This is a genomic window from Pseudomonas pseudonitroreducens (assembly GCF_021603645.1).
GTDB lineage: Bacteria > Pseudomonadota > Gammaproteobacteria > Pseudomonadales > Pseudomonadaceae > Pseudomonas > Pseudomonas pseudonitroreducens.
The window spans coordinates 79,554-102,971 of record NZ_BQHJ01000003.1; the positions used below are offsets into that span (position 1 = coordinate 79,554).

A 23,418-nucleotide genomic window follows, 5' to 3' on the forward strand; every position below is an offset into this window, starting at 1 on the left:
GCCCGACTTGGCGTGCCCGGCAACTCCGCAGCTCAATAACAAGGACAGTTGAGAATATGTGCAAGGCGACTGAACTCCAGACTTTCCGAGGATATGCGATCAAAAATGCCTTCAGGCTGGCATGGGAAATGAATTTCACCGGCGATAGTTCAATTGAGGAGGCTGGGCAGGTGGCCGCGCAGGAAATGAACTTCACGGTTCTATTGTCGATCATCGAGTCCTTGGGCCTGGCACATCTAACGCCGGAGGACGCGCTTGCTACGCTGAACGATGCAGTCAAGTCCCATGGCCAGTCATTCACTCTCTCGAAACCGGCTCATTTCGATCAGGCGGTACTGGATATAAAAGACCTCAGGGGTAGTGCGTCCCATGTAAGTCTCATGGAAGGCAACGTAACCGTTTACCTGGATAACGATCAGCTAAAGCATCAGCACAAGAGCCATCCGATTGGCACCCGGGTAACTCACGGCGGTAACAAGTTCAACAGCACCTGCGACGTGGCGTGGCACCGTGCGAACACGTTGCCGGAGATGCTGGAGTGGGCCAAGGGCCTCCCTTATGTTGAAGGGAGCAAGCAACCAACCGGTCAGGCGGAACCACGCAACGGTATTCACTACGAGGGGCATTGTCTGATGGCCAACAGCGGGAAGTATGTCCTTTTCCACTGTTACCCGAGTGATGGCTCCAAGTTGCTAGGTTGACGGAGAGTGCTTCCGATGCGGGTTCCCAGTCGGTGCGGATCACGATGAGCCCGGCCTGCCGGTTGGATTTCGGGCAGTTCAGGAGCGTGTAGTTTCCATTTCAGGCCGAGTCGTCCGGCCTGCTCCGAATGCCGTGAAGCTGCCCGCCGCGAACAGCCAGGCGCTGATCCCGCCGTAGCCCAGCACCCAGCCGAAGCCTTGCACCAGTGCCGCGCGGGCGCCCTCCGGATCGTCCGTGCCCGGCCGGCCGCTGGCGATGCTCGCCGCTTGTTGCAGCTTCTCGCTGCCATCCACGCCGTGGAGTGCGGCGGCGACACCGGAAAGCAGGATCAGCCCCATCACCGCGATGTTGATTGCCAGGGAGATCATCCGCGCGCTCATGTCGATGCCCGAGGCCATGCCAGCGCGGGCAGCGGGCACGGCAGCGGTGGAGGTGTTGGTCACCGTGGTGTTGGTCATGCCCAGGCCGATGCCGGCCAGCACGCAGCCGGGCAGCAGGGTCAGCCAGCTGGCGTGGTCGACGGCGCTGCCCCAGAGCATCAGGAAGAAGCCGGCGCCGATCACGAACATCCCGCCGGGGATCACCCAGCCGGGGTGGAAGCGGTGCGCCAGGCGCTCGGCGATCGGCGGCACCAGCAGCGTTGGCAGGGTGTAGGCGAGCAGCGACCAGCCGGCCTTCACGTCGTCGTAGCCGAGCACGCCGTGGTAGTAGACCGGCAGGTAGATCATCAGCGGCCAGAAGCTCGCGTTCATCCCCGCCGAGGCGAACATCGCTCCGGAGAATGCGCGGATGCGCAAGACCGAGAAGTCGAACAGCGGGTGGGCGACGTGGCGCTCGATCAGGATGAACGCCGCCAGGCAGGCGACGCTGAGCAGCAGGATCGCCAGCGCGGCCGGGCTGGCAAAGCCCAGGTCGGCACCCTGGGTGATGTAGAACACCGTGCCGAGGACGGCCAGCGACAGCGTCAGCATGCCGCCCATATCCAGCCGCTCGGCATCCGGGTCGCGCGACTCCACCGCGCCGTACTGCGCCAGTGCCAGGGTGAGCAGGGCGAGCGGCCCGTGCACCAGGAACACCCATTGCCAACTGGCCAGGGCGACGATGGCGCTGCCGATGATCGGCCCGAAACCCAGGCCGATGCCGAATACCACGCCCCAGGCGGCGAAGGCGCGTACGCGCTGCGCCGGGTCGCTGAACTGGCTGGTGAGGACCGCCACCTGGCAGATCAGCATGACCCCGCCGGCCGCGCCTTGCAGGAAGCGCCCGGCGATCATTGCCGGCATGCTGGTCGCCAGCCCGCAGAGCAGCGAAGTGACGCCGAACAGCGCGAGACTGATGACGAACACGCGCTTGCGGCCGAAGCGGTCGGCCAGGGTGCCGGCGGCCATCAGTACGCTGGTGACGGCGATGGTGTAGGCGTTCATCACCCATTGCAGGTCCTGGAAGTCGCCGTGCAGTACCCGCTCCAGGGCTGGAAGGCTGGCCGGAACGCTGGAGATTTCCAGGCCGAACATCATCGAGGACAGGCACACCGCGGCCAGGGCGATGAGGTTTCTGGGGTTTTGGTGGGCAGTCATGAGGATGGCTCCGGGGGACGAACCTCTATTCTGAAAAAGAACAGGGTTCCCCATTGGCTCCATTTCGTCCCATCATTGGGTCTCTTGAGGATTCAAAAGGGGCTGCCTGATGGATGACCGACTTGATGGCATCGCCACCTTCGTTCAGGTGGTGGATGCCGGCAGCTTTGCCGTGGCCGCCGAGCGTCTGAATCTCACTCGCTCGGCGGTGGGCAAGGCCATCGCCCGGCTGGAGGCGCGCTTGGGTGTGCGCCTGCTGCAACGCACCACGCGCAGCCAGAACCTCACCGACGACGGCCAGGTGTTCTACGACAGCTGCGTGCGTGCCCTGGCCGAACTGGACGCCGCGCACACCGCGCTGGAAGGCGGGCGGATGGAGCCGCGCGGGCGCCTGCGGGTCAGCGTGCCGATCTCCTTTGGCCACCTCTGCGTGGTGCCGCTGATGCTGGCGCTGGCGCGGCAGTACCCGTCGCTGAAGATCGACCTGTCGTTCACCGACCGCCGCGTCGACCTGGTGGAAGAGGGCTTCGACCTCGCCGTGCGCATTGGCCCGCTGGGCGACAGTGCCACGCTCGCCGCGCGCAAGCTGGGTGTGCAGTACACCAGTATCGGCGCGGCACCCGCCTATATCGCCGAGCGCGGCATGCCCGAGGGCCTGGACGATCTCGCCGGTCACGCCGCCATCAGCTACTCGGTCGCCGGCGTCACCTCGCCCTGGGACCTGCGCGACGACGACGGCCACGCGCAACGCATCGACATCGATCCACAGCTGAGCATGGACGACCTGCAGGCCATCACCGCTGCCGCCGTGGCCGGTTTCGGCCTGGCGCGCCTGCCGTCCTGGCTGCTGGCGCGGCATGTGAAGCTGGGCGAGCTGGTAGTGGTGAAGGGCCGCTGCAACCTGCCGCCGCTGGAGATCCACGCGGTGTGGCCGAAGACCCGCTACATGCCATCGAAGATCCGCTGCGCGATCGATGCGCTGGTGGCCGGGATTCCCGCCCTGCTGGCGGACTGAACCAATGACCGCGATGCCTGCCCAATGGCTCGCCGGTCGGGCGGTTTGCAAGCCGACGGCGGGCCGCTATCGTTGGCCTTTGATCCATCCGTTTTCATGTAAGGGATTCCATGCGCTCGCTGTTCGCCTTCCTCTTCGCGGCCTGCTTCGCCGCCTCCGCCCAGGCTGCCTGGTACCTCGACTACGAGTCCTCGCGGCTGACCTTCGTTACCACCAAGAATGCCGACATCGCCGAGGTGAATCGCTTCCTGGTGATGCATGGCAAGGTGGAGGAGCAGGGTCAGGTTGAGTTGCGCATCGAGATGGATTCGCTCAGTACGGGCATTCCGCTGCGCGACGAGCGCCTGCGCGAGCAACTCTTCGATACCGAAAAGCATCCGGATGCGCGCGTCACCGCGAAGCTCGACCTGCGCCCCATCACCGAACTGGCCAGTGGCGTGCAACTGGAGATGCGCCTGCCGCTGCGCCTGGAACTCAACGGCCAGGCGAAGGACTATCGTACCGACGTGCTGATCACCCGCCTGGACGAGCACCGCTTCCAGGTCGTGACCCTGCAGCCGCTGGTGATCACCGCCGCTGACTTCGGCCTCGCGCCGGGCGTGGCACAGCTGCGCAAACTGGCCGGGCTGAAGAGCATTGGCCTGTCGGTGCCGGTGGGCGCCGTGCTGATCTTCGCCTCGCGGTGAGCGGCCCGATCTTCCCCTGGCGGACGGGCAACCGTTTCGCCCTGCTCTGCGATGGCGAGCGCTTCTTCCCGCGCATGTTCGCTGCCATCGACAGCGCCGAGCGGCAGATCGAACTGGAACTCTACCTGGTGGAAAGCGGCAGCTGCGCCGAGGCGCTGCTCGACCGCCTGCTGGCTGCGCTCGGGCGTGGCGTGAAGGTGCGCTGCCTGTTCGATGCCTTCGGCAGCCTGAAGCTTTCCAGCGCCTGGTCACAGCAATTGCTGGAAGCGGGTGGCGAGCTGCGCCAGTACAACCCGCTGAACTGGAAGGCCGGCCTGCGCAACCTGTACCGCGATCACCGCAAACTGCTGCTGGTGGACGAGCGCATCGCCTACGTCGGTGGCACCGGCGCCACCGATGAGTTCTGGTCCGCGCGAGAGAACCGCAGCGACTGGCACGAGGTCATGGTGGAGATGACCGGCCACATCGTCGCCGACTGGCAGCGCCTGTTCGAGCGGCAGTGGAATGCCTGCCTCGGCGTGCGCGCCTGGAAACCCCGCGAGGAAGTCCTGCTCACCCGCCTGCCGCCAATCCCCAACTATGGCGAGGGCCTGGCGCGGGTGGCCTACGCCGACGCCGGCCAGCACCGCGATATCCTCCAGGCGCTGGTGCGTTCGCTGCGTGGCGCGCACCAGCGCGTGTGGCTGGCGACGCCATACTTCCTGCCGACCTGGAAGGTCCGCCGCGCCCTGCGCAAGGCTGCGCAGCGCGGGGTCGACGTGCGCCTGCTGCTCACCGGCCGCCTCACCGACCATGCGCCCGTGCGCTACGCCGGCCAGCGCTACTATCCGAGCCTGTTGCGCGCCGGCGTGAAGATCTTCGAATACCAACCGCGTTTCCTTCATCTGAAGATGGTACTGGTCGATGACTGGGTCAGCGTCGGTTCATGCAACTTCGATCATTGGAACCTTCGGTTCAATCTGGAGGCCAATGTAGAAGCGTTCGATCCGTCATTTACCGCGACGGTGGCCGAGTGCCTGGGCGCCGACTTCGCCCAGAGCCGCGAGATCGACCTGGGTTCCTGGCGTGCGCGCCCCTGGTGGAAGCGCATGCGCGAGCGGCTGTGGGGTTCGCTGGACCGGCTGGTGGTGAACTTCCTTGACCGTCGCCGCTGACGTTGTTGCCATGCGTTCAGCTGTCGTTCGTCGAGTAGGAGGAGAGAGGCGTGGAAACAGTACAAAAAAAGGAACGCTTCATCGGTCTGGAATGGCTGCGCTTCCTGATGGGGCTTTACGTGGTGATCTACCACACCCTGCACAGCTACCCGGCGGAGCAGAAATTCGCCGGCCTGGATGACCTCACTGCCCTGGGCTTCTTCGCCACCAGTACCTTCTTCGTGCTCTCCGGCTTCCTTCTCTGCCACGTCTACGTCACCGACGGACAACTGCGCGAGAGCCCGCGCAGCTTCTTCACCAAGCGCCTGTCCAACCTCTACCCGCTGCACATCTTCTCGATCCTGCTGACCATCAGCGTGCTGCTGGTGGTGAGCGGGCTGGGCATCGGCCCGGACCTGGACCAGGCCACGCCGCGCTTCGTCATCTACGACACCAACGAGGCCATCGGCCGCTTGCAGCCGGAACTCTTCCACCACTGGATGAGCGACCGCGAGTTGCTGTTCAACAGCATCCTCCAGCTCACCATGCTGCAGGCCTGGAACCCTTACTACCTGACCTTCAACGCGCCGCTCTGGTCGCTCTCGACGCTGTTCTTCTTCTACCTCTGCTTCCCCTTTGTCGCGCCGCGCCTGGCGCGTCTGCAGAACAAGTGGAGATGGCTGCTGGCGCTGTGGCTGCTCTACCTGATTCCGCCGCTACTGGTGGTCGCCAGTGAGCAGTACGGCATGCCCTGGACCGGCCTGCTGCACCGCAATCCGCTGCTGCGTTTGCCGGAGTTTCTCAGTGGCATCCTCGCCTATGGGCTGTTCCGCGAATACAAGGACGCCGGACGCCTGCCGGGGCGCGGAGTGCTGTTGGCGATGGGGGCTTTCGTGCTGGGCAATTTCCTCGTCGCCGATTACCTCTACACCCACGGCGCCAAGTTCTGGTACTTCCTGCTGCACAACGGCCTGCTGCTGCCGGCGCAGTTGATGCTGGTCTACATGAGTGCGCTGCCGCGCGATCCGCAGAGCAGCCTGATCCGCCACTGGTCTCCGCGCCTGGGCGCGGCCTCACTGTCGCTGTTCGCCCTGCATGTGCCGTTGTTCACGCTGTTCTCGCGCACCGAGAAACTGATCCGCGCGCCGGGCGATTGCCTGGCCGACTGGGCCTTCTGCGTCGAGTCGGCGACTCATCAGCAGCTATCGATCTGGCTGTATCCGCTGTTCCTGCTGTTCATGGTCACCAGTTGCGTACTGGTGCAGGAGCGCTGCGTGGTGCCGGTGCGCAAATGGCTGGTGCGGCACCTGTTGCCGGCCCCGCCTGCACCACCGGGCGCGCGGCGGCGAGTGGTTACCGAGTCGTAATCCATCGTTGGGCTGTTCGCGAGCAAGGACTCGGCGTCCCCCTCGGTCCTACAGGTTGCGCTCTTCGTAGGAGCGAGCTTGCTCGCGAACCCGATACTGCGCCGTCCCTCACCCGCTTCTGCCGACCTGCGCTGCCCGTGCTAGGTTTTCTGCAGCGCCGCCGCTGCGGCCCTTTGCGGAAGAAAACCACCATGCCCGTCGAGTTCCGCCTGCTCAGCGGCGAAGCCATCCGCCCGTTCATCGATGATCTGGCGCGTCTGCGGATTACGGTGTTCAAGGAGTACCCGTATCTCTACGACGGTAGTCCGGAGTACGAAGCCGGTTACCTCGACAGCCACGTGCGCTCGGCGTGGAGCCTGTGCGTCCTGTTGCTCGACGAAGGCCGGGTGGTGGGAGCTTCGACCGGGCTGCCGCTGCAGGACGAAGCCGAGGCACTTCAGCGACCGTTTCTGCAGCAGGGCTGGAACCCTGAGCGGATCTTCTATTTCGGCGAGTCGGTGGTGCTGCCCGAATATCGCAGCACCGTTCTCGACCTGCGTTTCTTCGAGGAACGCGAGCGCTTCACCCGTGACCTGAAGCGTTTTGACTGGTGTGCCTTCTGCGCACTGCAACGGTCGCCGGGGCATCCGGCCAAACCTGCCGGCTACCGAACCCACGATGCCTTCTGGCTGCAGCGTGGCTTCACGCCGCAACCGGGGCTGCGAGCCGAGTATCGTTGGCGTGACCAGGGAGAGTCGTCGGAAACCGCCAAGTCAATGGTGTTCTGGCTCAAGCAACTGACCTGACGGACATCGCTGTGCGGGGCGCTCGCTCAAGCGGCGGCTTGCTCCGCTGGCCTGGGCGTGGCCGAGAAGTACTCGACCCGGACTTTCGACGGGTGGCAAGCCCGGGTGCGGTGGTTATGCTCCGGGCATAACCATAAGAGGGACTGTCCATGCTCCGAGTGGCCCTGTGCGCCTTTCTCCTGATGCTCGCTGGTTGCAGTTCGCCCGGTGCGTTCTTCGGTGCGCTGGACGGGCCGCCGTTCGGCGCGTTGCCAGCGAATTCGCAGCAGGCCACGGTGTACCTCTACCGACCGCAGAACCAGTGGTCTGACGAGGAGCTGGAAGCGCCCGGTCTGTTCATCAACAACGAACTGATCGGCAGCTTGCCTAGCAACGGCTACTTAGCCCTGAGTTTTGCCCCCGGCAGTTATCCACTGCAGATGCGTCGTCCGCTGCTGGGCAGTTTCTGGACCTTCTTCGCCGGCGGCAGCCTGGACTTCACCCTGATTGCCGGGTTTACCCTGGAAGCTCGTGCCGGCGAGGTGTACTACCTGCGCTACGACGAGACCCACACGCCACCCAAGTACGAGCACACCGCCGGCCAGGGCGCCGGCCCGCTGCAACTGGTGGGCAAGGAGCTGGGCTCGCGGGAAATCCCCGCCACGCGCCAGGTACAGGAGCCGGTGAGCATCGCCGCCAGCGGCAAGGAAGTCGAAGGGCCGGGCTTCTTCGAGCGTATCGGTCTGTGAGATTCACGTCCCTCTGGAGTTATGAGGGCAACTCATAGCTCCTTGAGTTTTTGTGGTTACCGGGCCGCGCGGGCCCGGTGCTAAAAATCGTCGCACCAGCTCATCGACAACAACAAAGAGCGACGCGACATGACTTCCTTCCTGCTTTCCCCGCCCTTGATCCGTCCGCTGCACTCCGGCCTGTCCGGTGCTTTCGCGCACCCGTCCGATACGCCCATCGACAGCTGATCCCAATCTTTCTCCCCCGGCGCCCTCCGCCGGTTTTGCCACGGGCCGCCCGAGCGTGCCCGGGCTTTCCTGCACCCCACGTTTGCATGAGGTACCCCATGAAAAAGCTCGACCTGTACATCGGTGAAGGTTTCGAAGGCCCCGGCGTCAACGCCGCGCACATCAACATCCTGCTCGGCCCGCGCAGCGGCCCGGCCGGCCAGGCGTTCTCCAACAGCCTGGCATCGCCCAGCCAGGGGCACTGCCCGTTCATGGTGATCGCCCAGCCGAACGTCCCGGTCAAGCCGATGACCCTCTACGTGAACAAGGCGGAGATCAACGGCGACCTGCATGCCAACGCCACCTGGGGCGCGTCCCAGGCCGGCATCGCCAAGGCCGTCACCGAGGCGCTGCTGGATGGCACCCTGCCGCCCGAAGCCGAGGACGAGTGGGCCATCGTCACCGCCAACTGGGTCAACCCGGGCTGCGACGACCTGGATGCCGTCTACCTGAACAACTACAACGCTTGCCGCACCGCGATCCGCGCCGCGCTGGCCTGCAAGCCCGAGCGGGCGCAGCTGGCCGACGTGGTCAACGCCATCGCCAACCCCTTCTACACCCCCAAGGCCTGAGGTAAGCGCCATGCAATACATCCGTCTCGGCAACTCCGGCCTGCAGGTTTCCAAGCTGTGCCTGGGCACCATGAACATGGGTACCCCGGACTGGAAGCCGTGGATCTTCGATGAACAGAAAAGCGAGCCGATCGTGAAGCACGCGCTGGATGCCGGCGTGAACTTCATCGACCTCGCCGACTTCTATTCCGCCGGCGTCGGCGAGGAAGTGGTCTGTCGCATCCTCAAGCGCCTGGTGCGCCGCGAGGACGTGGTGATCACCACCAAGGTCGGCTACGGCACACGCCCTGGCATCAATGCCAGCGGCCATTCGCGCAAGCACATCATGGATGGCATCGACGCCTCCCTGAAGCGCATGGGCATGGATTACGTCGATATCTACATGCTGCACTTCTACGACGTGAACACCCCGGTGGAAGAGGTCATGGGCGCGCTGAACGATATCGTTCGCGCCGGCAAGGCCCGCTACATCGGCGTCTCCACCATGCTTACCGGCCAACTGGCGAAGATCCTCATGGCCTGCGAACGCAATGGCTGGGTCAAGCCGATCAACATGCAGCTGCAGCTCAACTGCGCCTACCGCGAGGAAGAGCGCGAGATGATCCCGTTCTGCCGCGACCAGGGCCTCGGCGTCTCGGTGTTCAGCCCGCTGGCGCGTGGCCTGCTGACCGGCGACGCGAGCTCGACGCGCAACCAGACCGACTTCTTCACCCAGCAGATGTACGCCGACGAGGCGTCCTTCGAGATCGCCCGCTCCGTGCAGCGCGTGGCGCAACGCCGTGACGTGTCCAACGCGCAGATCGCCCAGGCCTGGGTCCTGCAGCATTCGGGGGTGGACTGCATGCTGGTCGGTGCCGACACCACCGCGCAGTTCGACAGCGCCCTGGCTGCGCTGGAAACCCGTCTGGATGACGAGGAAATCCACGAGCTGGAGCGCAACTACACGCCGTGCGACGTGATCAACGACTACTCCGCCGGCAAGCGCATCCTGCGTGTCGCCCGGCCCATGCGTGAAGCCTTCGCGCTGACGGAGGCGGTGGCATGAGCGCGCTGCTGAAGACCGGTCACTACATCGATGGCCAGTGGGTGACAGGCGCTGTGACCTACCCGGTGCGCAACCCGGCCAGCGGCGCGCTGATCGTCGACGTGGCGCGTGGCGGCGTCGAGGAAACCGATGCCGCCATCGCCGCCGCCGAACGTGCGCTACCAGCCTGGCGCGCGCTGACCGCCAAGGAGCGCAGTGCGCGCATCCGCCGCTGGGGCGAGCTGATGCTGCAGCGCCAGGACGACCTGGCGCGCCTGCTCAGCACCGAGCAGGGCAAGCCGCTGGCGGAGGCCAAAGGTGAGGTCGCCTATGCGGCGAGCTTCCTCGAATGGTTCGCCGAGGAGGCCAAGCGGGTGTACGGCGACGTGATCCCCTCGCCCAGGGGCGACGCGCGCATCGTGGTGATCAAGCAGGCGATCGGCGTGGTCGCCGCGATCACGCCGTGGAACTTCCCGCTGGCGATGGTCACCCGCAAGGTCGGCCCGGCCCTGGCCGCCGGCTGCACCATGATCCTCAAGCCTTCGGAAGAAACCCCGCTGTCGGCCTTCGCTCTTGCGGTGCTGGCGGAAGAGGCGGGCATTCCGGCGGGCGTGTTCAACATCGTCTCCGGCGACGCTCCTGCCATTGGTGCTGCTATCCAGGCGTCTGGCGCGGTGCGCAAGCTGTCCTTCACCGGCTCGACCCGCACCGGCAAACTGCTGATGCGCCAGGCGGCGGAGACGTTGAAGAAAGTCTCGCTGGAACTGGGCGGCAACGCTCCCTTCATCGTCTTCGATGACGCCGACATCGACGCCGCCGTACGCGGTGCCATGGCCTCGAAGTTCCGCAACACCGGGCAGACCTGCGTGTGCGTCAACCGCTTCTATATCCAGGACAGCGTCTACGACACCTTCGTCTCGCGGCTGGCCGACGCCGTGCGCGCCATGCGCGTGGGCAACGCGCTGGAGGGCGAAACCGAGCAGGGGCCGCTGATCAACGCGGCGGCGCTGGCCAAGGTCGAGCAGCATGTCGGCGACGCCCTGGAGAACGGCGCGAAGCTGCTGTGCGGCGGCCGTCGTCATGCGCTGGGCGGCACCTTCTATGAGCCCACCGTGCTGGCCGAAGCGAACCCGCGGATGCTGATCGCCAGTGAAGAGACCTTCGGCCCGGTGGCCGCGTGCTTCCGCTTCCGCGACGAGGCTGAAGTCCTGAGTCTGGCAAACGATACGCCCTACGGGCTCTCCGCCTATTTCTACAGCCGCGATATCGGCCGCGTCTGGCGCATGGCCGAAGGCCTGGAAGCGGGCATGGTCGGCATCAACGAAGGAATCATCTCCACCGAGGTCGCGCCCTTTGGCGGTATCAAGGAGTCGGGCCTGGGCCGCGAAGGCTCGAAGTACGGCATCGAGGACTACGTGGAGATCAAGTACCTGCTCATGGGCGGCCTGTCCGCCTGACGCCCCGCCAGGGAGTTCTGCCTCGGCCGCCGCGCCTTCCCGGGCGCGGTGGCCCAACCTCGCTGTGTTTCCTATAACAACAAGTCGGAGACGATCATGTCGGGTCAAACAGTCAAAATCGATGACCTGCCCATCGGCAGGTTCCACATCAAGATCGCCGGACTCACTTTCGGCGCCCACTTCACCGATGGCTACATCCTCGGCCTCATCGGCATCGCCTTCACCCTGATCAACCCGCAGATGGCGCTGACGCCCTTCTGGCAAGGGCTGATCGGCAGCTCGGCACTGCTCGGCCTGTTCCTCGGCAGCCTGTTCTTCGGCTGGATTTCCGATCACCTCGGCCGGCAGAAGATCTTCCTCATCAGCTTCGTGCTGATCACCATAGCCTCGGTGATGCAGTTCTATGTCGAATCCGCGATGCAGCTGTTTCTCTGCCGGGTGCTGATCGGCATCGGGCTGGGCGGCGACTTCAGCGTCGGCCACGCGATGCTCGCGGAATTCGCACCGCGCAAGCATCGCGGTGTGCTGCTGGGCTCGTTCAGCGTGATCTGGACCTTCGGCTATGTCGCCGCCACCTTTGTCGGCACCGCCATGCTGCCGCTGGGCGACGACGCCTGGCGCTGGATGCTGGCGTCCTCGGCGATCCCCGCCGCGATGATCCTGATCGCCCGCATCGGCACGCCTGAGTCACCCCGCTGGCTGGTTTACAAGGGCCGCATCGAGGAAGCCCGCGCCATCGTGCACAAGCACCTGGGCGCCAACGTGGAGATCGACGAAGAGGTCATCAACCGCAAGCACAGCGGCTACAAGGCGCTGTTCAGCCGCGAGTACCGCAAGCGCACCGCCTTCAACTGCCTGTTCTTCATCTGCATTGTCATGCCGTATTTCGCCATCTACACCTTCCTGCCGTCGATTCTGCAGAAGATGGGGCTGGCCGAAGGCTTCGGCACCGAGATGATGCTCAACGCGCTGCTGATCGTCGGCGCAGTGCTGGGCATCTGGTGCACCGTCAAGTTCAGCCGCCGCGGCTTCCTCATCAACTCGTTCCTGATCCTCGCCGCCTCGCTGTTCCTGCTGGTGCTGCTGCCCGGCAGCCTGGCCTGGCTGATGGTGGCGTGCTTTGGCCTGTTCACCCTGGTGCTGTCGGCGGTGAGCAATCTGGTCGGTGTCTACCCGGCGGAAAGCTTCCCCACCGAAGTGCGCGCTGGCGGTATCGGCCTGGCCACGGCGGCCAGCCGCCTGGGCTCGGCGCTGAGCACCTTCCTGCTGCCGGTGAGCGTGGCGGGCATCGGGCTCAACCCGACCATGGCGATCCTCGCCGGGGTCCTGCTGTTCGGCGCGATCATCTCCATCGCCTGGGCGCCGGAAACCAAGCACCTGACCCTCGCTGATTGCGGGCGCGGGGAGTCCGGTGGCGAACCATCGTCCGCACCGGTCAAGGTGGCCAGCGTCGCCTGAGATTGCCGACCCGGTCCCTGGGCGCGGACTGCGCTCAGGGATTGCTGACCAGCCCCAGCCAGTCCTGGAAGCGCTGCACCTTTGACAATCCCTTCTTCTCCGTTGCGATGTCCAGCCAGTAGCCATAGGGGCCGATCACCTCGACCGGGGTGATCGGCAGCAGGCTGCCGGCGGCCAGTTCGCGCTCGATCATCTGCCGGTCGATCACTGCCAGGCCGCCGCCGGCCAGGGCGGTGTGGATCACCTGATCGAGCGTGCTGAACTCGATCCCGCTGCTGGCGTCGACGTCCGTCCGGTCCATCGCCGCCAGCCAGTTTTCCCAGACCCTCAGGCGCTTGCCTTCGTGGAGGATATGCAGCAGCGGGAAGGCGTTGAGCTCCGGCGGCTGGCCGTCGTCGAACAACTCAGGGCTGGCGACGGCGATATGACGCTCCATGACCAGCAGTTCGCTGTGGCATTGCGTGGCCTGTTGCAGGCCGAAGCGAATGCGGCAGTCCAGTTCACCGGCATTCTCGGTTTCCAGGTGGTTGGTAACGCTGAGGCTGATATCCGGGTAGCGCCGCAGGAAGTCGCGCAACCGCGGCGACAGCCAGCGGGTACCCCAGGTGGGTGGCGCAAGGATGCGCAGGCGCTGGCGCAGGTTGGGCACGCGTACCGCTTGCAGCGCGCGTTCCATCTGGTCGAAGGCTTCGCCCAGGTGCGGGGCGAGGGCGCTGCCGGCTTCGGTCAGGGTCAGGCCTCGGGGCGTGCGCAGGAACAGGCTGATTCCGAGGTATTCCTCCAGTTGCTTGATCTGCCGGCTGACAGCTCCCTGGGTGACGTTCAATGCATCGGCCGCACGATTGAAACTGCGATGGTGGGCCACTTCTTCAAAGACGCGGAGCATGGTCAGGGGCGGCAGGTTACGCATGGCGGGGCCATCCGAAAGTACGCTCGAGGCGCGGGCATTTTTCGCCGATTCTAGCGATGGCGGAGCCTATGGAATATGCGTTTTTCTCCGCTTCGGCCTGCGCTTTCGCTGATTGTCGGATGCCTTCGCCAGGGGCTGACACGGGGCCTGCGGGCACACCGTGCGCAGGGAAGGTCAGCGCGATGACACCGCGCCTTTTTCTTCTGCCCAGAACAGACGGCCACCGCGGCGCGCGGTGGTGTAGTAGCGGCGTATTACCCTGCTGCCGTCGCGACTGTCTAAGCTCTCCCGCATGCCCGGCCGCCACGGCCGGGCCCTGCCGGGAGGATGCCCCCAGATGGCCGCGAAGAAGATCCTGATGCTGGTCGGCGATTACGCCGAAGATTACGAAACCATGGTGCCGTTCCAGGCACTGTTGATGGTCGGGCATAGCGTCCATGCCGTCTGCCCGGACAAGAAGGCCGGCCAGAGCATCCGCACCGCCATCCACGATTTCGAAGGCGACCAGACCTACAGCGAAAAGCCGGGTCACAACTTCGCCCTCAACGCCACCTTCGCCGATGTGCGCGCCGAGGACTACGACGCGCTGCTGATTCCCGGGGGCCGCGCGCCGGAATACCTGCGCCTGAACGCCAGGGTGATCGAGCTGGTGAAAGCCTTCGACGCCGCGAAGAAACCCATCGCCGCCGTCTGCCACGGCGCCCAGCTGCTGGCCGCCGCCGGAGTGCTCAAGGGCCGCGCGTGCAGTGCCTACCCGGCCTGCGGCCCGGAAGTGACGCTGGCCGGTGGCGAGTACGTGGACATCCCGGTGGATGCCGCGCATGTCGATGGCAACCTGGTCACCGCGCCCGCGTGGCCGGCGCACCCGGCGTGGCTGGCGAAGTTCCTCGACGTGCTGGGTACGAAGATCAGCCTGTAAACTGGTCCGTCATCGAAGCTGGAGAAGCCGTCCATGTGCGAACTCTATGTAAAGGCCGATCCGATTCTCTATGAGTCGCGCTCCCGCTCGCTGCGCATCCGTGGCGTGGTCACCACGCTGCGCCTGGAGAACCAGTTCTGGGACATCCTGCGCGAGATCGCCGAGGTGGACGGCATGACCACCAACCAACTGATCGCCAAGCTCTATGACGAGGTGATGGACTACCGCGGGGAGGTGGTGAATTTCGCCTCCTTCCTGCGAGTGAGCTGCACGCGCTTCCTCGCCCAGCGCCGTGACAATGTCGTCGAGCTGAACCGGGTGCCGCGCAGCGCCTGACTGCTTTTAGTAGGACCGAGGGGGACGCCCAGTCCTTGCTCGCGAACAGGTTTCCCGGCAGCACCTGAGCTGGGCGGTTCGCGAGCAAGCTCGCTCCTACAGGAGAACGCCGGTGCTGCCGGTTGTTGTAGGAGCAACGGTCTTTTCCTGGGGAGTCCGTACCTATGCATGCCCCTCACCCCAGCCCTGGCTGCGCGCCCCGCTCCTCAGGGAGAGGGGCAGCCCGAGCCGGCTGACACTGAGGTTTCATCCTGCACCGAAGGGTCCCCTCTCCCCTTGGGAGAGGGCTAGGGTGAGGGATGGCCCAAGCGCAGAGGTATCTCGTAGGAGCGGATTCATCCGCGATTGACCTGCCCCTGCGCCGAAGTCACAGACATTCACCCATGAAAAAGCCCGGCACATGGCCGGGCTTTTTCATGGGGCGGTCATGCAGTGATTACTGCACTTCCACCGCCAGGTTCTCGGCGATCTTCTTCTGCCAGATGGCCGGGCCGGTGATGTGCACCGACTCGCCATTGGTGTCGACCGCTACGGTCACCGGCATGTCCTTCACTTCGAACTCGTAGATCGCTTCCATGCCCAGTTCGGCGAAGGCCAGGACCTTGGACTTCTTGATCGCCTGGGCGACCAGGTAGGCGGCGCCGCCTACGGCCATCAGGTAGACGGCCTTGTTGTCCTTGATCGCCTCGATGGCGATGGGGCCGCGCTCGGACTTGCCGATCATGCCCAGCAGACCGGTCTGCTCGAGGATCTGGCGGGTGAACTTGTCCATCCGCGTCGCGGTGGTCGGGCCAGCCGGGCCAACCACTTCGTCACCGACCGGATCGACCGGGCCGACGTAGTAGATGAAGCGGCCTTTCAGGTCCACCGGCAGCTCTTCGCCCTTGTTCAGCATGTCGACCATGCGCTTGTGCGCGGCGTCGCGGCCGGTAAGCATCTTGCCGTTGAGCAGGATGGTCTCGCCCGGCTTCCAGCTCTGCACTTCTTCCGGGGTGATGCTGTCGAGGTTGACGCGGCGCGCGGACGGGCCGGCTTCCCAGACGATTTCCGGGTAGGCGTCCAGCGACGGCGCTTCCAGTTCGGCCGGGCCGGAGCCGTCGAGCACGAAGTGCGCGTGGCGGGTGGCGGCGCAGTTGGGGATCATGCACACCGGCAGCGAGGCGGCGTGGGTCGGGTAGTCCATGATCTTCACGTCGAGCACGGTGGTCAGGCCGCCCAGGCCCTGGGCACCGATGCCCAGCTGGTTGACCTTCTCGAACAGCTCGAGGCGCATTTCCTCGATCTTGTTCTGCGGGCCACGGGCTTTCAGTTCGTGGATGTCGATCTCGTCCATCAGGACTTCCTTCGCCATCACCGCGGCCTTCTCGGCGGTACCGCCGATGCCGATGCCGAGCATGCCCGGCGGGCACCAGCCGGCGCCCATGGTCGGAACGGTCTTCAGCACCCAGTCGACGATGGAGTCGGACGGGTTGAGCATGGCCATCTTCGACTTGTTCTCGGAGCCGCCGCCCTTGGCCGCGACGTCCACTTCCACGGTGTTGCCCGGGACGATGGAGTAGTGGATCACCGCCGGGGTGTTGTCCTTGGTGTTCTTACGCGCACCGGCCGGGTCGGCCAGGATGGAGGCGCGCAGGACGTTCTCCGGCAGGTTGTAGGCGCGACGCACGCCTTCGTTGATCATGTCGTCGACGCTCATGGTGGCGCCGGCCCAGCTCACATCCATGCCGACGCGGACGAACACGGTGACGATACCGGTGTCCTGGCAGATCGGGCGGTGACCAGTGGCACACATGCGCGAGTTGATCAGGATCTGCGCCATCGAGTCCCGGGCGGCCGGCGATTCTTCGCGCAGGTAGGCCTCATGCATGGCCTGGATGAAATCAACCGGGTGGTAGTAGGAGATGAACTGCAGGGCATCGGCGACGCTCTGGATCAGGTCGTCTTGCTTGATCACGGCCATGGAGCACGGTCCTCTTCAGGCGGGTAGTACAGGCTTGGGGCCTGTCACAACGGGAATTCGCCGACACGGCTGCGGCGAAAAAAGGCGCCGTAGTATACCGCTGCGGCCCCTTGCCGCGCACCCGCCAGCGATCCGACCTTGGTCCCAGATCACCCCCGCTCCTTATCAAGCAGCCCTTCGGTCGCCCACATTCCGATCGGCTAGGCACTGGGGCGCTTTGATAGTAGAGTGAAGGCCAGGTGCCATTACGGGACGGAGCCCCATGAGCACGCTGAAACCACCTCTGAAGCAGCACGCCTTACAAAAACTACTCATCAGGCGATTCGGCATGGCCCTCGGGACCTATGCGCTGGCGCTTCTTTTGTTGTGGTTGGCCGTGTTCGGCGAGTTCTACCGCGCGCCCGTCAGCTTCGCCCTGACCTGCACCCTGCTGGTTGCGGGCAGCCAACTGGTTTTTGCCTGGCTGTTCATCACCGGGCGCAACCAGCGTTTCACCGACCCGAGCATGACCGAGCCGCAGGTGCTGGTGGCAGTGGTCTGGAACACCCTGTTCCTGGCCAACGTCGACACCGCGCGTGGCACGCTGATGGTGCTCTACGTGCTGATCCTGCTGTTCGGCGTGTTCCAGTTGCAGCCCAGGGTGTTCGCCCGCTGCGCTGCGCTGGCCTTCATTGCCTTCGCCGGGCTCAACCTCCACGAAGCCTTCCAGCAACGCCTGCAACTGCCGGCGCAGGCCGTGCTGCAACTGTTGGTGCTGTTCATCGTGCTCACCTGGCTGAGCCTGTTTGCCAGCTATGTGCAGTCCTTGCGCCAGCGCATGCGCCAGCGCCGCTACGCCCTGCAGGCTCACCAGGACACGTTGCGCGGCATGATGCGCCAGCTCGAAGACCTGGTGGCCACCGATGAACTCACCGGGCTGTTCAACCGCCGCCACTTCCTCCGCCTGGCCGGCCGTGCGCTGGAGGAAATGCGCCCCGGCCAGCGCCACGGCCTGGCGCTGATCGACCTGGATCACTTCAAGCGGATCAACGATGTCCACGGGCATGCCGCCGGCGATCGCGTGCTGCAGACCTTCGCCGCTGTGGCGCGGGCCTGCCTGCGCGAGGGCGATGTGCTGGCGCGCTATGGTGGCGAGGAATTCGTCCTGCTGTTGCCCAACGCCGATGCCGACCGCCTGACCAGTTGCTGCGAACGCCTGCGGCTGGCCTATTCGGCGGCGGAGCCGGTGGGGGTGAATATCGAAACCCTGAGCCTGTCGGCGGGGATGACCCTGCTCGACGCCAATGACGATCTCGACGAGGCCTTGCAACGGGCCGACCAGGCGCTCTACCGTGCGAAACGCAGCGGACGCAACCGCTGCGATGCCGCATGGGAGTGGACGCGTGCCTGAGATACAGGCCGGATCGCAATGCTTTTCGGTAGCCCCCGGAGTCAACCTGCTCGATGCCCTGCGCGGCGCCGGTATCGCCGTGCCATACAGTTGCCGGGCCGGCAGCTGCCATGCCTGCCTGGTGCGCTGTACCCGCGGCGCGGTGCTGGATGCCTTGCCCGAGGCGCTGGATAGCGCACGACGCGACGAGGGCTGGCGCCTGTCCTGCCAGTGCCGGGTTATCGAAGACCTGACGGTGGAGGCGTTCGATCCGCAACGCGACGGCCTGCCCGCCACGGTGACTGAACTGGACTGGCCAGCGCCGGACGTGCTGCGCCTGCGCCTGGCACCCCAGCGGCCATTGCGTTACCGCGCCGGGCAGCACCTGATTCTCTGGAGCGCTGCTGGCGTCGCACGGCCATATTCCCTGGCCAGTGTGCCGGGGCTCGATGCCTGGCTGGAGTTCCACATCGACTGCCGCGAGCGCGGCGCCTTTGCCGATTTCGCCCGTGGCCTGAAGGTCGGCGACACCCTCCGCCTGGGCGAGCTGCGGGGCGGCGCGCTGCACTACGATCCGGAGTGGCACGAACGACCCTTGCTGCTGATGGCCTCCGGCACCGGCCTGGCGCCGCTCTGGGGCGTGTTGCGCGAGGCGCTGCGGCAGCATCACAGCGGGCCGATCCGCGTCATTCACCAGGCCCATGATCGCGCAGGGCATTATCTGGCCGAGCCCCTGCAAACCCTGGCCGCCAGCCATCCGAAGCTGGACGTGACGCTGATGACCACGGCCGAGTCGGCCGAGGTTTTGGCGCAACTCCGGCTTGTTTCGCGGCGAACCCTCGCCTTACTCTGCGGCCATCCCGCCAGCGTCGATGCCTTCGCTCGCCGCCTCTACCTCTGCGGTGTGCCTCGCGGCCAGACGCTGGCCGACTTGTACCTGCCCCACGCCTGAAAGCCAGTTCAACACCTGCTGCGCGTCGGCATAACTGCGTTGGAATCAGGCTGAAAAATGCTCATTTACACGATGTAAACTCCGCTTTATCAGCCTGCTCCCGCCTTGTTCTGCTCTAGCTCGCGAGGTGTTGAAAAGGTTCTGAACCGGTCCTCTCACTTCAATAAGAACAAGGAATTGCCATGAGTGAACAGATTCTCGTCGAGCGCGAAGAGGGCCTGCTGACCCTGCGCCTGAACCGTCCGGACAAGATGAACGCGCTGACCCGCACCATGTACGCGGGGCTGGCCGACGCCCTGGAAGCGGCGCAGGAGGATCGTTCGGTGCGCGTGGTGCTGATTACCGGCAACGCCGAGTGTTTCACCAGCGGCAACGATATTGTCGACTTCCTCCAAGAGCCGCCGAGCGGCCCGGACAGCGCGGTATTCCGCTTCATGCGCGCACTGATGGAGTTCACCAAGCCGGTGGTCGCTGCCGTCGCCGGCCCGGCCGTGGGCATCGGCACCACGCTGCTGCTGCATTGCGACCAGGTGTTCATCGCCAGGGGCGCCAAGCTGAAGATGCCCTTCGTCAACCTGGGCCTGTGCCCGGAATTCGGCTCCAGTTTCCTGGTGCCGCGTCTGGTCGGCCCGGTGAAGGCTTCCAGCCTGCTGCTGCGCGGCGAAGGTTTTACCGGTGAGCAGGCCGTGGCCTATGGCATCGCCAACGAGGCGCTGGAAGATGGCGCGGCGGCGCTGCAGCGCGCCCGCGAGGTCTGCCAGGCCTTCCAGCAGCTGCCGCCGGCCGCTGTGGCGCTGAGCAAGCGCCTGCTGAAAGCGCCCTTCATCGAAGAGCTGCGCCGTGTCGTGGCGGAAGAGGGCCAGCATTTCGTCCAGCGCCTGCATTCGCCGGAAGCCCATGAAGCACTGAGTGCGTTCACCCAGCGCCGCCAGCCGGACTTCTCGAAGTTCCTGTAAGCGCTACCGGTCGGCGTACAACCGCGAACGGTTGTACGCCCTACGGATTGGCATCGGTGCCCCTGGGCAGGATGTTCGCGAGCAAGCACTGGGCGTGCCCCTCGGTCCTGCAGGGAACACCAAGCGGCTCACCGCTGGCGTAGGTGCGGACTTTGTCCGCGATTGGCTGATCCACACGCCAAGGCCAACAACAGGGCGGCGATTAGTCATCGCGGACAGAGTCCGCTCCTGCACAAATCTCACGCCTTGCGTGGGGTGGGCTTTGTCCGCGATAGGTCTGAATCGCCGGGAAAGTTTGCCCACACAATCTGTGGAGCGTGCTGTGGATAAGCTCTGGGGCAACCCGGCCAGCCCGCGCCAGCTGTGGCTTGCAGGGGATTGAGCGGTATTTGAGCGATGCCCGGCAGGTTGCCCACATAAGGTGTGGAAGGCGCTGTGGATAAGCTCTGATGCAACCGCTGCAAGCCAGGCGCCACAGGGCTTGGCGTAGATTGAGCAGGAATTGAGCAGCGCGGGTTCCTGCTCTTTGTAGGACCGAGGGGCACGCCCAGTGCTTGCTCGCGAACCAGCTCCCGCTGCCTTCTTGGTTCGCGAGCAAGCTCGCTCCAACAAGGTCCCCGGCAACGCAAATGAAAAGGCCGCCCCGAGGGGCGGCCTTTTTTGCTCCGAACGCGGGGTCAGGCCAGCAGGTCGCCCACGTGCAGCACCTTCATGGTGTTGGTGCCGCCCTGGGTGGTGTAGCTGTCGCCCTTGGTCAGGATCACCCAGTCACCCTTGGTCACCACGCCTCGCTGCAGCAGCGCGTCGACGGCTTCCTGGCTGACACGCTCCGGCGGCAGGGCCGCCGGGTCGAACGGAATGGTCTCCACGCCACGGAACAGCGCCACGCGGGCCTGGGTCTCGCGGTGCGGGGAGTAGGCGAAGATCGGCACCGAGGAACGGATGCGCGACATGATCAGCGGGGTGTAACCGCTTTCGGTCAGGCAGATGATCGCCTTGATGCCGGGGAAGTGGTTGGCGGTGTACATGGTGGCCAGGGCGATGCTCTCGTCGCAGCGCTCGAAGGTCTGGCCGATACGGTGGCTGGACTTCTTGGTGGTCGGGTGCTTCTCGGCGCCGGCGCAGATGCGCGCCATGGCCTTGACCGCTTCCACCGGATATTCGCCGGCGGCGGACTCGGCGGAGAGCATCACGGCGTCGGTGTAGTCGAGCACGGCGTTGGCCACGTCGGAGACTTCCGCGCGGGTTGGCATCGGGTTGTGGATCATCGACTCCATCATCTGGGTCGCGGTGATCACGGCCTTGTTGTAGCGGCGTGCGTGCAGAATGATCTTCTTCTGGATGCCTACCAGCTCGGCGTCGCCGATTTCCACGCCGAGGTCGCCACGGGCCACCATCACCGCGTCGCTGGCGCGGATCAGGCCGTCCAGGGCTTCGTCGTCGGCCACCGCTTCGGCACGCTCGATCTTGGCCACCAGCCAGGCGGTGCCGCCGGCTTCGGTGAGCAGGCTGCGGGCGTATTCCATATCCTTGGCGTCACGCGGGAAGGACACGGCGACGTAGTCCAGGTCCATGCTTGCGGCCAGCTTGATGTCGGCCTTGTCCTTCTCGGTCAGGGCCGGCGCGGTGAGGCCGCCGCCACGGCGGTTGATGCCCTTGTGGTCGGACAGCGGGCCGCCGATCAGCACTTCGCAGACCAGTTCGTCTGCCTTCACTTCCTTCACCACCATGACCACGCGGCCGTCGTCCAGCAGCAACTCGTCGCCGATGCCGCAGTCCTTCACCAGGTCCGGATAGTCGATGCCGACCACTTGCTGGTTGCCTTCGGTGCGCGGGTGGCTGGTGGAAAAGCGGAAGGTGTCGCCGACGGCCAGTTCGATGCGCTTGTTGGCGAACTTGGCGATGCGGATCTTCGGCCCCTGCAGGTCGCCCAGCAGTGCCACGAAGCGACCGTGCTTGGCGGCAATGTCGCGCACCAGTTGGGCGCGGGCGCGGTGTTCGTCGGGAGTACCGTGGGAGAAGTTCAGGCGGGCGACGTCGATCCCGGCGAGGATCAGCTGCTCCAGGACTTCGGGAGAGTTGCTGGCTGGGCCGAGGGTGGCGACGATCTTGGTGCGGCGAAGGGACATGCGGGACTCCTAGGGGAAAGCAGCGGTCAGGTTGCCCCGCGAGCGGGTCCGAGGCAGCCAGGGCGCCATCTTACTCTCTTTCAGATGACTCTTTCAGGTGGCTCTCTCAGACGCCGGGTCTGATCACCAGCAGATCGCATTCGACCTCCTCGAAGACCCGCTCGGCGGTCTGGCCGATCAGCGCGTTGTCCAGCTGCCCGCGGGCAACGGCGCCCATCAGCAGCAGGTCGATGCCGTGCTCCTTCACATAGGTGGGGATGACTTCCTCGGCAAACCCCTGGCCCAGATGAGTATGCGTGCGGTCGATCTGTGGATAACCCGCCAGCAGGGCGTCGAAGGCTTCACGGTGATGCGCCTCGGTGCGCAGTACGTAGTTGTCGTAGTCGGCCAGCAGTTCGGCGTTGAACGCCAGGGTGTGCGGCAGCGCCATATAGGCGTGCAGGTAATGGGCGTCGAGCTGCAGGCGCTGTTCCAGTTCGCGGGCGACCGTGATGAGCCGGTGATCCAGCGCGGCCGGAGTGTCCCCGGCGTGCAGGGGATCGACGGCGGCGCACAGATTCTTCCCGACCCATTCGCCATGCTGCACCAGCCAGAGCGGCTGCGGGCAATGGCGGATCAGTTGCCAGTCGTTGTTGGTGAGGAACAGGCGCTTGAGCAGACCGTGGTGGTGTGCCGACTTGAGGACCAGGTCGGGCCTGGTCTGCTCGCAGTGGAGGACGACCTGATGGTGCAGGGCCTTGCCCCAGCGCACCTGGCAGTGCACATCGAGGCCGCCCGCGCGCAGCGGCTCGGCCAGCGCCTGCAGCCAGGCCAGGCGTTCGTCCAGCAGGTTGCGCTGGGCGGCGTCCAGGTCGCCACGTTCCAGCAGCAGGGCATTGTCCAGCGCCGGGTTGTACTCGCAGGCCAACAGCTCCAGGCGCGCGCCGCAGCGCTGGGCGATCCAGCGGGCGCGGGTGAGGGCGGGCTGGTCCTTGCGGGTCGGGTCGATGATGACAAGCAGGTGCTGCAGCTTCATGGCGGAGTCCTCGCGTGCTCTGCGCTCATTGCAGAGCAAGCGTAGACATTGCCGCCGGCCGCGTGCCTTGACGTGGCTCAGCGGCGCGCGCCGGGCCTGCC

General features: G+C 65.3%; 21 protein-coding genes. 16 read left to right on the plus strand and 5 right to left on the minus strand.

Annotated features, from left to right (window positions below):
• Positions 1 to 56: 56 nt before the first annotated feature.
• A complete protein-coding gene (locus tag L6D89_RS08230) occupies positions 57 to 701 on the plus strand; it encodes a hypothetical protein (protein WP_236199331.1) in 645 nt (214 codons plus the stop codon).
• A 78-nt stretch (positions 702 to 779) separates the two neighbouring features.
• Here the strand turns inward: L6D89_RS08230 and L6D89_RS08235 are convergent, their stop codons facing one another.
• Entirely contained in the window at positions 780 to 2,279 is a 1,500-nt protein-coding gene (locus tag L6D89_RS08235; protein WP_236199332.1) for an MFS transporter, read from the minus strand.
• Between the two features lie 109 nt (positions 2,280 to 2,388).
• Between L6D89_RS08235 and L6D89_RS08240 the strand changes: the two genes are divergently transcribed.
• From L6D89_RS08240 to L6D89_RS08285, 10 genes are all read left to right on the plus strand, one after another.
• Positions 2,389 to 3,294 carry a LysR family transcriptional regulator gene (locus L6D89_RS08240; protein ID WP_236172938.1) on the plus strand — a complete coding sequence of 302 codons (906 nt, stop codon included), beginning with the start codon at positions 2,389 to 2,391 and terminating at the stop codon, positions 3,292 to 3,294.
• Between the two features lie 110 nt (positions 3,295 to 3,404).
• On the plus strand, positions 3,405 to 3,980 hold the full coding sequence (locus L6D89_RS08245; RefSeq protein ID WP_236199333.1) for a YceI family protein: 576 nt from the start codon (positions 3,405 to 3,407) through the stop codon (positions 3,978 to 3,980).
• Entirely contained in the window at positions 3,977 to 5,134 is a 1,158-nt protein-coding gene (locus tag L6D89_RS08250) for a phospholipase D-like domain-containing protein (RefSeq protein WP_236199334.1), read from the plus strand. The genes L6D89_RS08245 and L6D89_RS08250 overlap by 4 nt, the downstream gene beginning before the upstream one ends.
• Positions 5,135 to 5,184: 50 nt before the next feature.
• Positions 5,185 to 6,480 (plus strand): acyltransferase family protein, encoded by a 1,296-nt coding sequence (locus L6D89_RS08255; protein WP_276574783.1) that lies wholly within the window; start codon positions 5,185 to 5,187, stop codon positions 6,478 to 6,480.
• A gap of 191 nt (positions 6,481 to 6,671) precedes the next feature.
• Complete coding sequence (locus tag L6D89_RS08260) at positions 6,672 to 7,265, plus strand: HMG-box domain-containing protein (RefSeq protein WP_236199335.1); 594 nt, start codon at positions 6,672 to 6,674, stop codon at positions 7,263 to 7,265.
• A 149-nt stretch (positions 7,266 to 7,414) separates the two neighbouring features.
• A complete protein-coding gene (locus L6D89_RS08265; RefSeq protein ID WP_236172934.1) occupies positions 7,415 to 7,993 on the plus strand; it encodes a DUF2846 domain-containing protein in 579 nt (192 codons plus the stop codon).
• Positions 7,994 to 8,319: 326 nt separating this feature from the next.
• Positions 8,320 to 8,832, plus strand: a complete 513-nt coding sequence (fae, locus tag L6D89_RS08270) for a formaldehyde-activating enzyme (RefSeq protein WP_236199336.1) — start codon at positions 8,320 to 8,322, stop codon at positions 8,830 to 8,832.
• 10 nt (positions 8,833 to 8,842) lie between these two features.
• Positions 8,843 to 9,877 (plus strand): aldo/keto reductase, encoded by a 1,035-nt coding sequence (locus L6D89_RS08275; protein WP_236199337.1) that lies wholly within the window; start codon positions 8,843 to 8,845, stop codon positions 9,875 to 9,877.
• On the plus strand, positions 9,874 to 11,313 hold the full coding sequence (locus L6D89_RS08280; protein WP_236199338.1) for an NAD-dependent succinate-semialdehyde dehydrogenase: 1,440 nt from the start codon (positions 9,874 to 9,876) through the stop codon (positions 11,311 to 11,313). Before L6D89_RS08275 ends, L6D89_RS08280 begins: the two co-directional genes overlap by 4 nt.
• Positions 11,314 to 11,409: 96 nt before the next feature.
• A complete protein-coding gene (locus L6D89_RS08285; protein WP_236199339.1) occupies positions 11,410 to 12,771 on the plus strand; it encodes an MFS transporter in 1,362 nt (453 codons plus the stop codon).
• 34 nt (positions 12,772 to 12,805) lie between these two features.
• Here the strand turns inward: L6D89_RS08285 and L6D89_RS08290 are convergent, their stop codons facing one another.
• Complete coding sequence (locus L6D89_RS08290) at positions 12,806 to 13,681, minus strand: LysR substrate-binding domain-containing protein (RefSeq protein ID WP_236172929.1); 876 nt, start codon at positions 13,679 to 13,681, stop codon at positions 12,806 to 12,808.
• A gap of 337 nt (positions 13,682 to 14,018) precedes the next feature.
• Between L6D89_RS08290 and L6D89_RS08295 the strand changes: the two genes are divergently transcribed.
• Complete coding sequence (locus L6D89_RS08295) at positions 14,019 to 14,600, plus strand: DJ-1/PfpI family protein (RefSeq protein ID WP_236199340.1); 582 nt, start codon at positions 14,019 to 14,021, stop codon at positions 14,598 to 14,600.
• Positions 14,601 to 14,633: 33 nt separating this feature from the next.
• Positions 14,634 to 14,936, plus strand: a complete 303-nt coding sequence (locus L6D89_RS08300) for a ribbon-helix-helix domain-containing protein (protein WP_017519692.1) — start codon at positions 14,634 to 14,636, stop codon at positions 14,934 to 14,936.
• Between the two features lie 436 nt (positions 14,937 to 15,372).
• Here L6D89_RS08300 and L6D89_RS08305 read toward each other — a convergent pair whose 3' ends face one another.
• Positions 15,373 to 16,896, minus strand: a complete 1,524-nt coding sequence (locus tag L6D89_RS08305) for a fumarate hydratase (protein WP_054908611.1) — start codon at positions 16,894 to 16,896, stop codon at positions 15,373 to 15,375.
• Between the two features lie 262 nt (positions 16,897 to 17,158).
• On the opposite strand from L6D89_RS08305, the gene L6D89_RS08310 reads away from it, so the two are divergent.
• From L6D89_RS08310 to L6D89_RS08320, 3 genes are all read left to right on the plus strand, one after another.
• A complete protein-coding gene (locus tag L6D89_RS08310; RefSeq protein ID WP_236172927.1) occupies positions 17,159 to 18,286 on the plus strand; it encodes a GGDEF domain-containing protein in 1,128 nt (375 codons plus the stop codon).
• Entirely contained in the window at positions 18,279 to 19,217 is a 939-nt protein-coding gene (locus tag L6D89_RS08315) for an iron-sulfur-binding ferredoxin reductase (RefSeq protein WP_236199341.1), read from the plus strand. The genes L6D89_RS08310 and L6D89_RS08315 overlap by 8 nt, the downstream gene beginning before the upstream one ends.
• Before the next feature lie 182 nt (positions 19,218 to 19,399).
• Entirely contained in the window at positions 19,400 to 20,173 is a 774-nt protein-coding gene (locus L6D89_RS08320) for an enoyl-CoA hydratase-related protein (RefSeq protein ID WP_236172925.1), read from the plus strand.
• A gap of 677 nt (positions 20,174 to 20,850) precedes the next feature.
• Here L6D89_RS08320 and pyk read toward each other — a convergent pair.
• Entirely contained in the window at positions 20,851 to 22,302 is a 1,452-nt protein-coding gene (pyk, locus tag L6D89_RS08325; RefSeq protein WP_045211036.1) for a pyruvate kinase, read from the minus strand.
• 106 nt (positions 22,303 to 22,408) lie between these two features.
• On the minus strand, positions 22,409 to 23,317 hold the full coding sequence (locus tag L6D89_RS08330) for a universal stress protein (RefSeq protein ID WP_236199342.1): 909 nt from the start codon (positions 23,315 to 23,317) through the stop codon (positions 22,409 to 22,411).
• Positions 23,318 to 23,418: the final 101 nt, after the last annotated feature.

What these genes read in the sequence shown, in the direction of transcription:
- L6D89_RS08295 (WP_236199340.1), top strand. Translation starts at nt 14,019, where the DNA reads ATGGCCGCGAAGAAGATCCTGATGCTGGTCGGCGATTACGCCGAAGAT.
- fae (WP_236199336.1), top strand. Translation starts at nt 8,320, where the DNA reads ATGAAAAAGCTCGACCTGTACATCGGTGAAGGTTTCGAAGGCCCCGGC.
- pyk (WP_045211036.1), bottom strand. Translation starts at nt 22,302, where the DNA reads ATGTCCCTTCGCCGCACCAAGATCGTCGCCACCCTCGGCCCAGCCAGC.
- L6D89_RS08275 (WP_236199337.1), top strand. Translation starts at nt 8,843, where the DNA reads ATGCAATACATCCGTCTCGGCAACTCCGGCCTGCAGGTTTCCAAGCTG.
- L6D89_RS08320 (WP_236172925.1), top strand. Translation starts at nt 19,400, where the DNA reads ATGAGTGAACAGATTCTCGTCGAGCGCGAAGAGGGCCTGCTGACCCTG.
- L6D89_RS08330 (WP_236199342.1), bottom strand. Translation starts at nt 23,317, where the DNA reads ATGAAGCTGCAGCACCTGCTTGTCATCATCGACCCGACCCGCAAGGAC.
- L6D89_RS08290 (WP_236172929.1), bottom strand. Translation starts at nt 13,681, where the DNA reads ATGCGTAACCTGCCGCCCCTGACCATGCTCCGCGTCTTTGAAGAAGTG.
- L6D89_RS08305 (WP_054908611.1), bottom strand. Translation starts at nt 16,896, where the DNA reads ATGGCCGTGATCAAGCAAGACGACCTGATCCAGAGCGTCGCCGATGCC.
- L6D89_RS08240 (WP_236172938.1), top strand. Translation starts at nt 2,389, where the DNA reads ATGGATGACCGACTTGATGGCATCGCCACCTTCGTTCAGGTGGTGGAT.
- L6D89_RS08245 (WP_236199333.1), top strand. Translation starts at nt 3,405, where the DNA reads ATGCGCTCGCTGTTCGCCTTCCTCTTCGCGGCCTGCTTCGCCGCCTCC.
- L6D89_RS08230 (WP_236199331.1), top strand. Translation starts at nt 57, where the DNA reads ATGTGCAAGGCGACTGAACTCCAGACTTTCCGAGGATATGCGATCAAA.
- L6D89_RS08260 (WP_236199335.1), top strand. Translation starts at nt 6,672, where the DNA reads ATGCCCGTCGAGTTCCGCCTGCTCAGCGGCGAAGCCATCCGCCCGTTC.
- L6D89_RS08280 (WP_236199338.1), top strand. Translation starts at nt 9,874, where the DNA reads ATGAGCGCGCTGCTGAAGACCGGTCACTACATCGATGGCCAGTGGGTG.
- L6D89_RS08235 (WP_236199332.1), bottom strand. Translation starts at nt 2,279, where the DNA reads ATGACTGCCCACCAAAACCCCAGAAACCTCATCGCCCTGGCCGCGGTG.
- L6D89_RS08300 (WP_017519692.1), top strand. Translation starts at nt 14,634, where the DNA reads ATGTGCGAACTCTATGTAAAGGCCGATCCGATTCTCTATGAGTCGCGC.
- L6D89_RS08265 (WP_236172934.1), top strand. Translation starts at nt 7,415, where the DNA reads ATGCTCCGAGTGGCCCTGTGCGCCTTTCTCCTGATGCTCGCTGGTTGC.
- L6D89_RS08310 (WP_236172927.1), top strand. Translation starts at nt 17,159, where the DNA reads ATGAGCACGCTGAAACCACCTCTGAAGCAGCACGCCTTACAAAAACTA.
- L6D89_RS08285 (WP_236199339.1), top strand. Translation starts at nt 11,410, where the DNA reads ATGTCGGGTCAAACAGTCAAAATCGATGACCTGCCCATCGGCAGGTTC.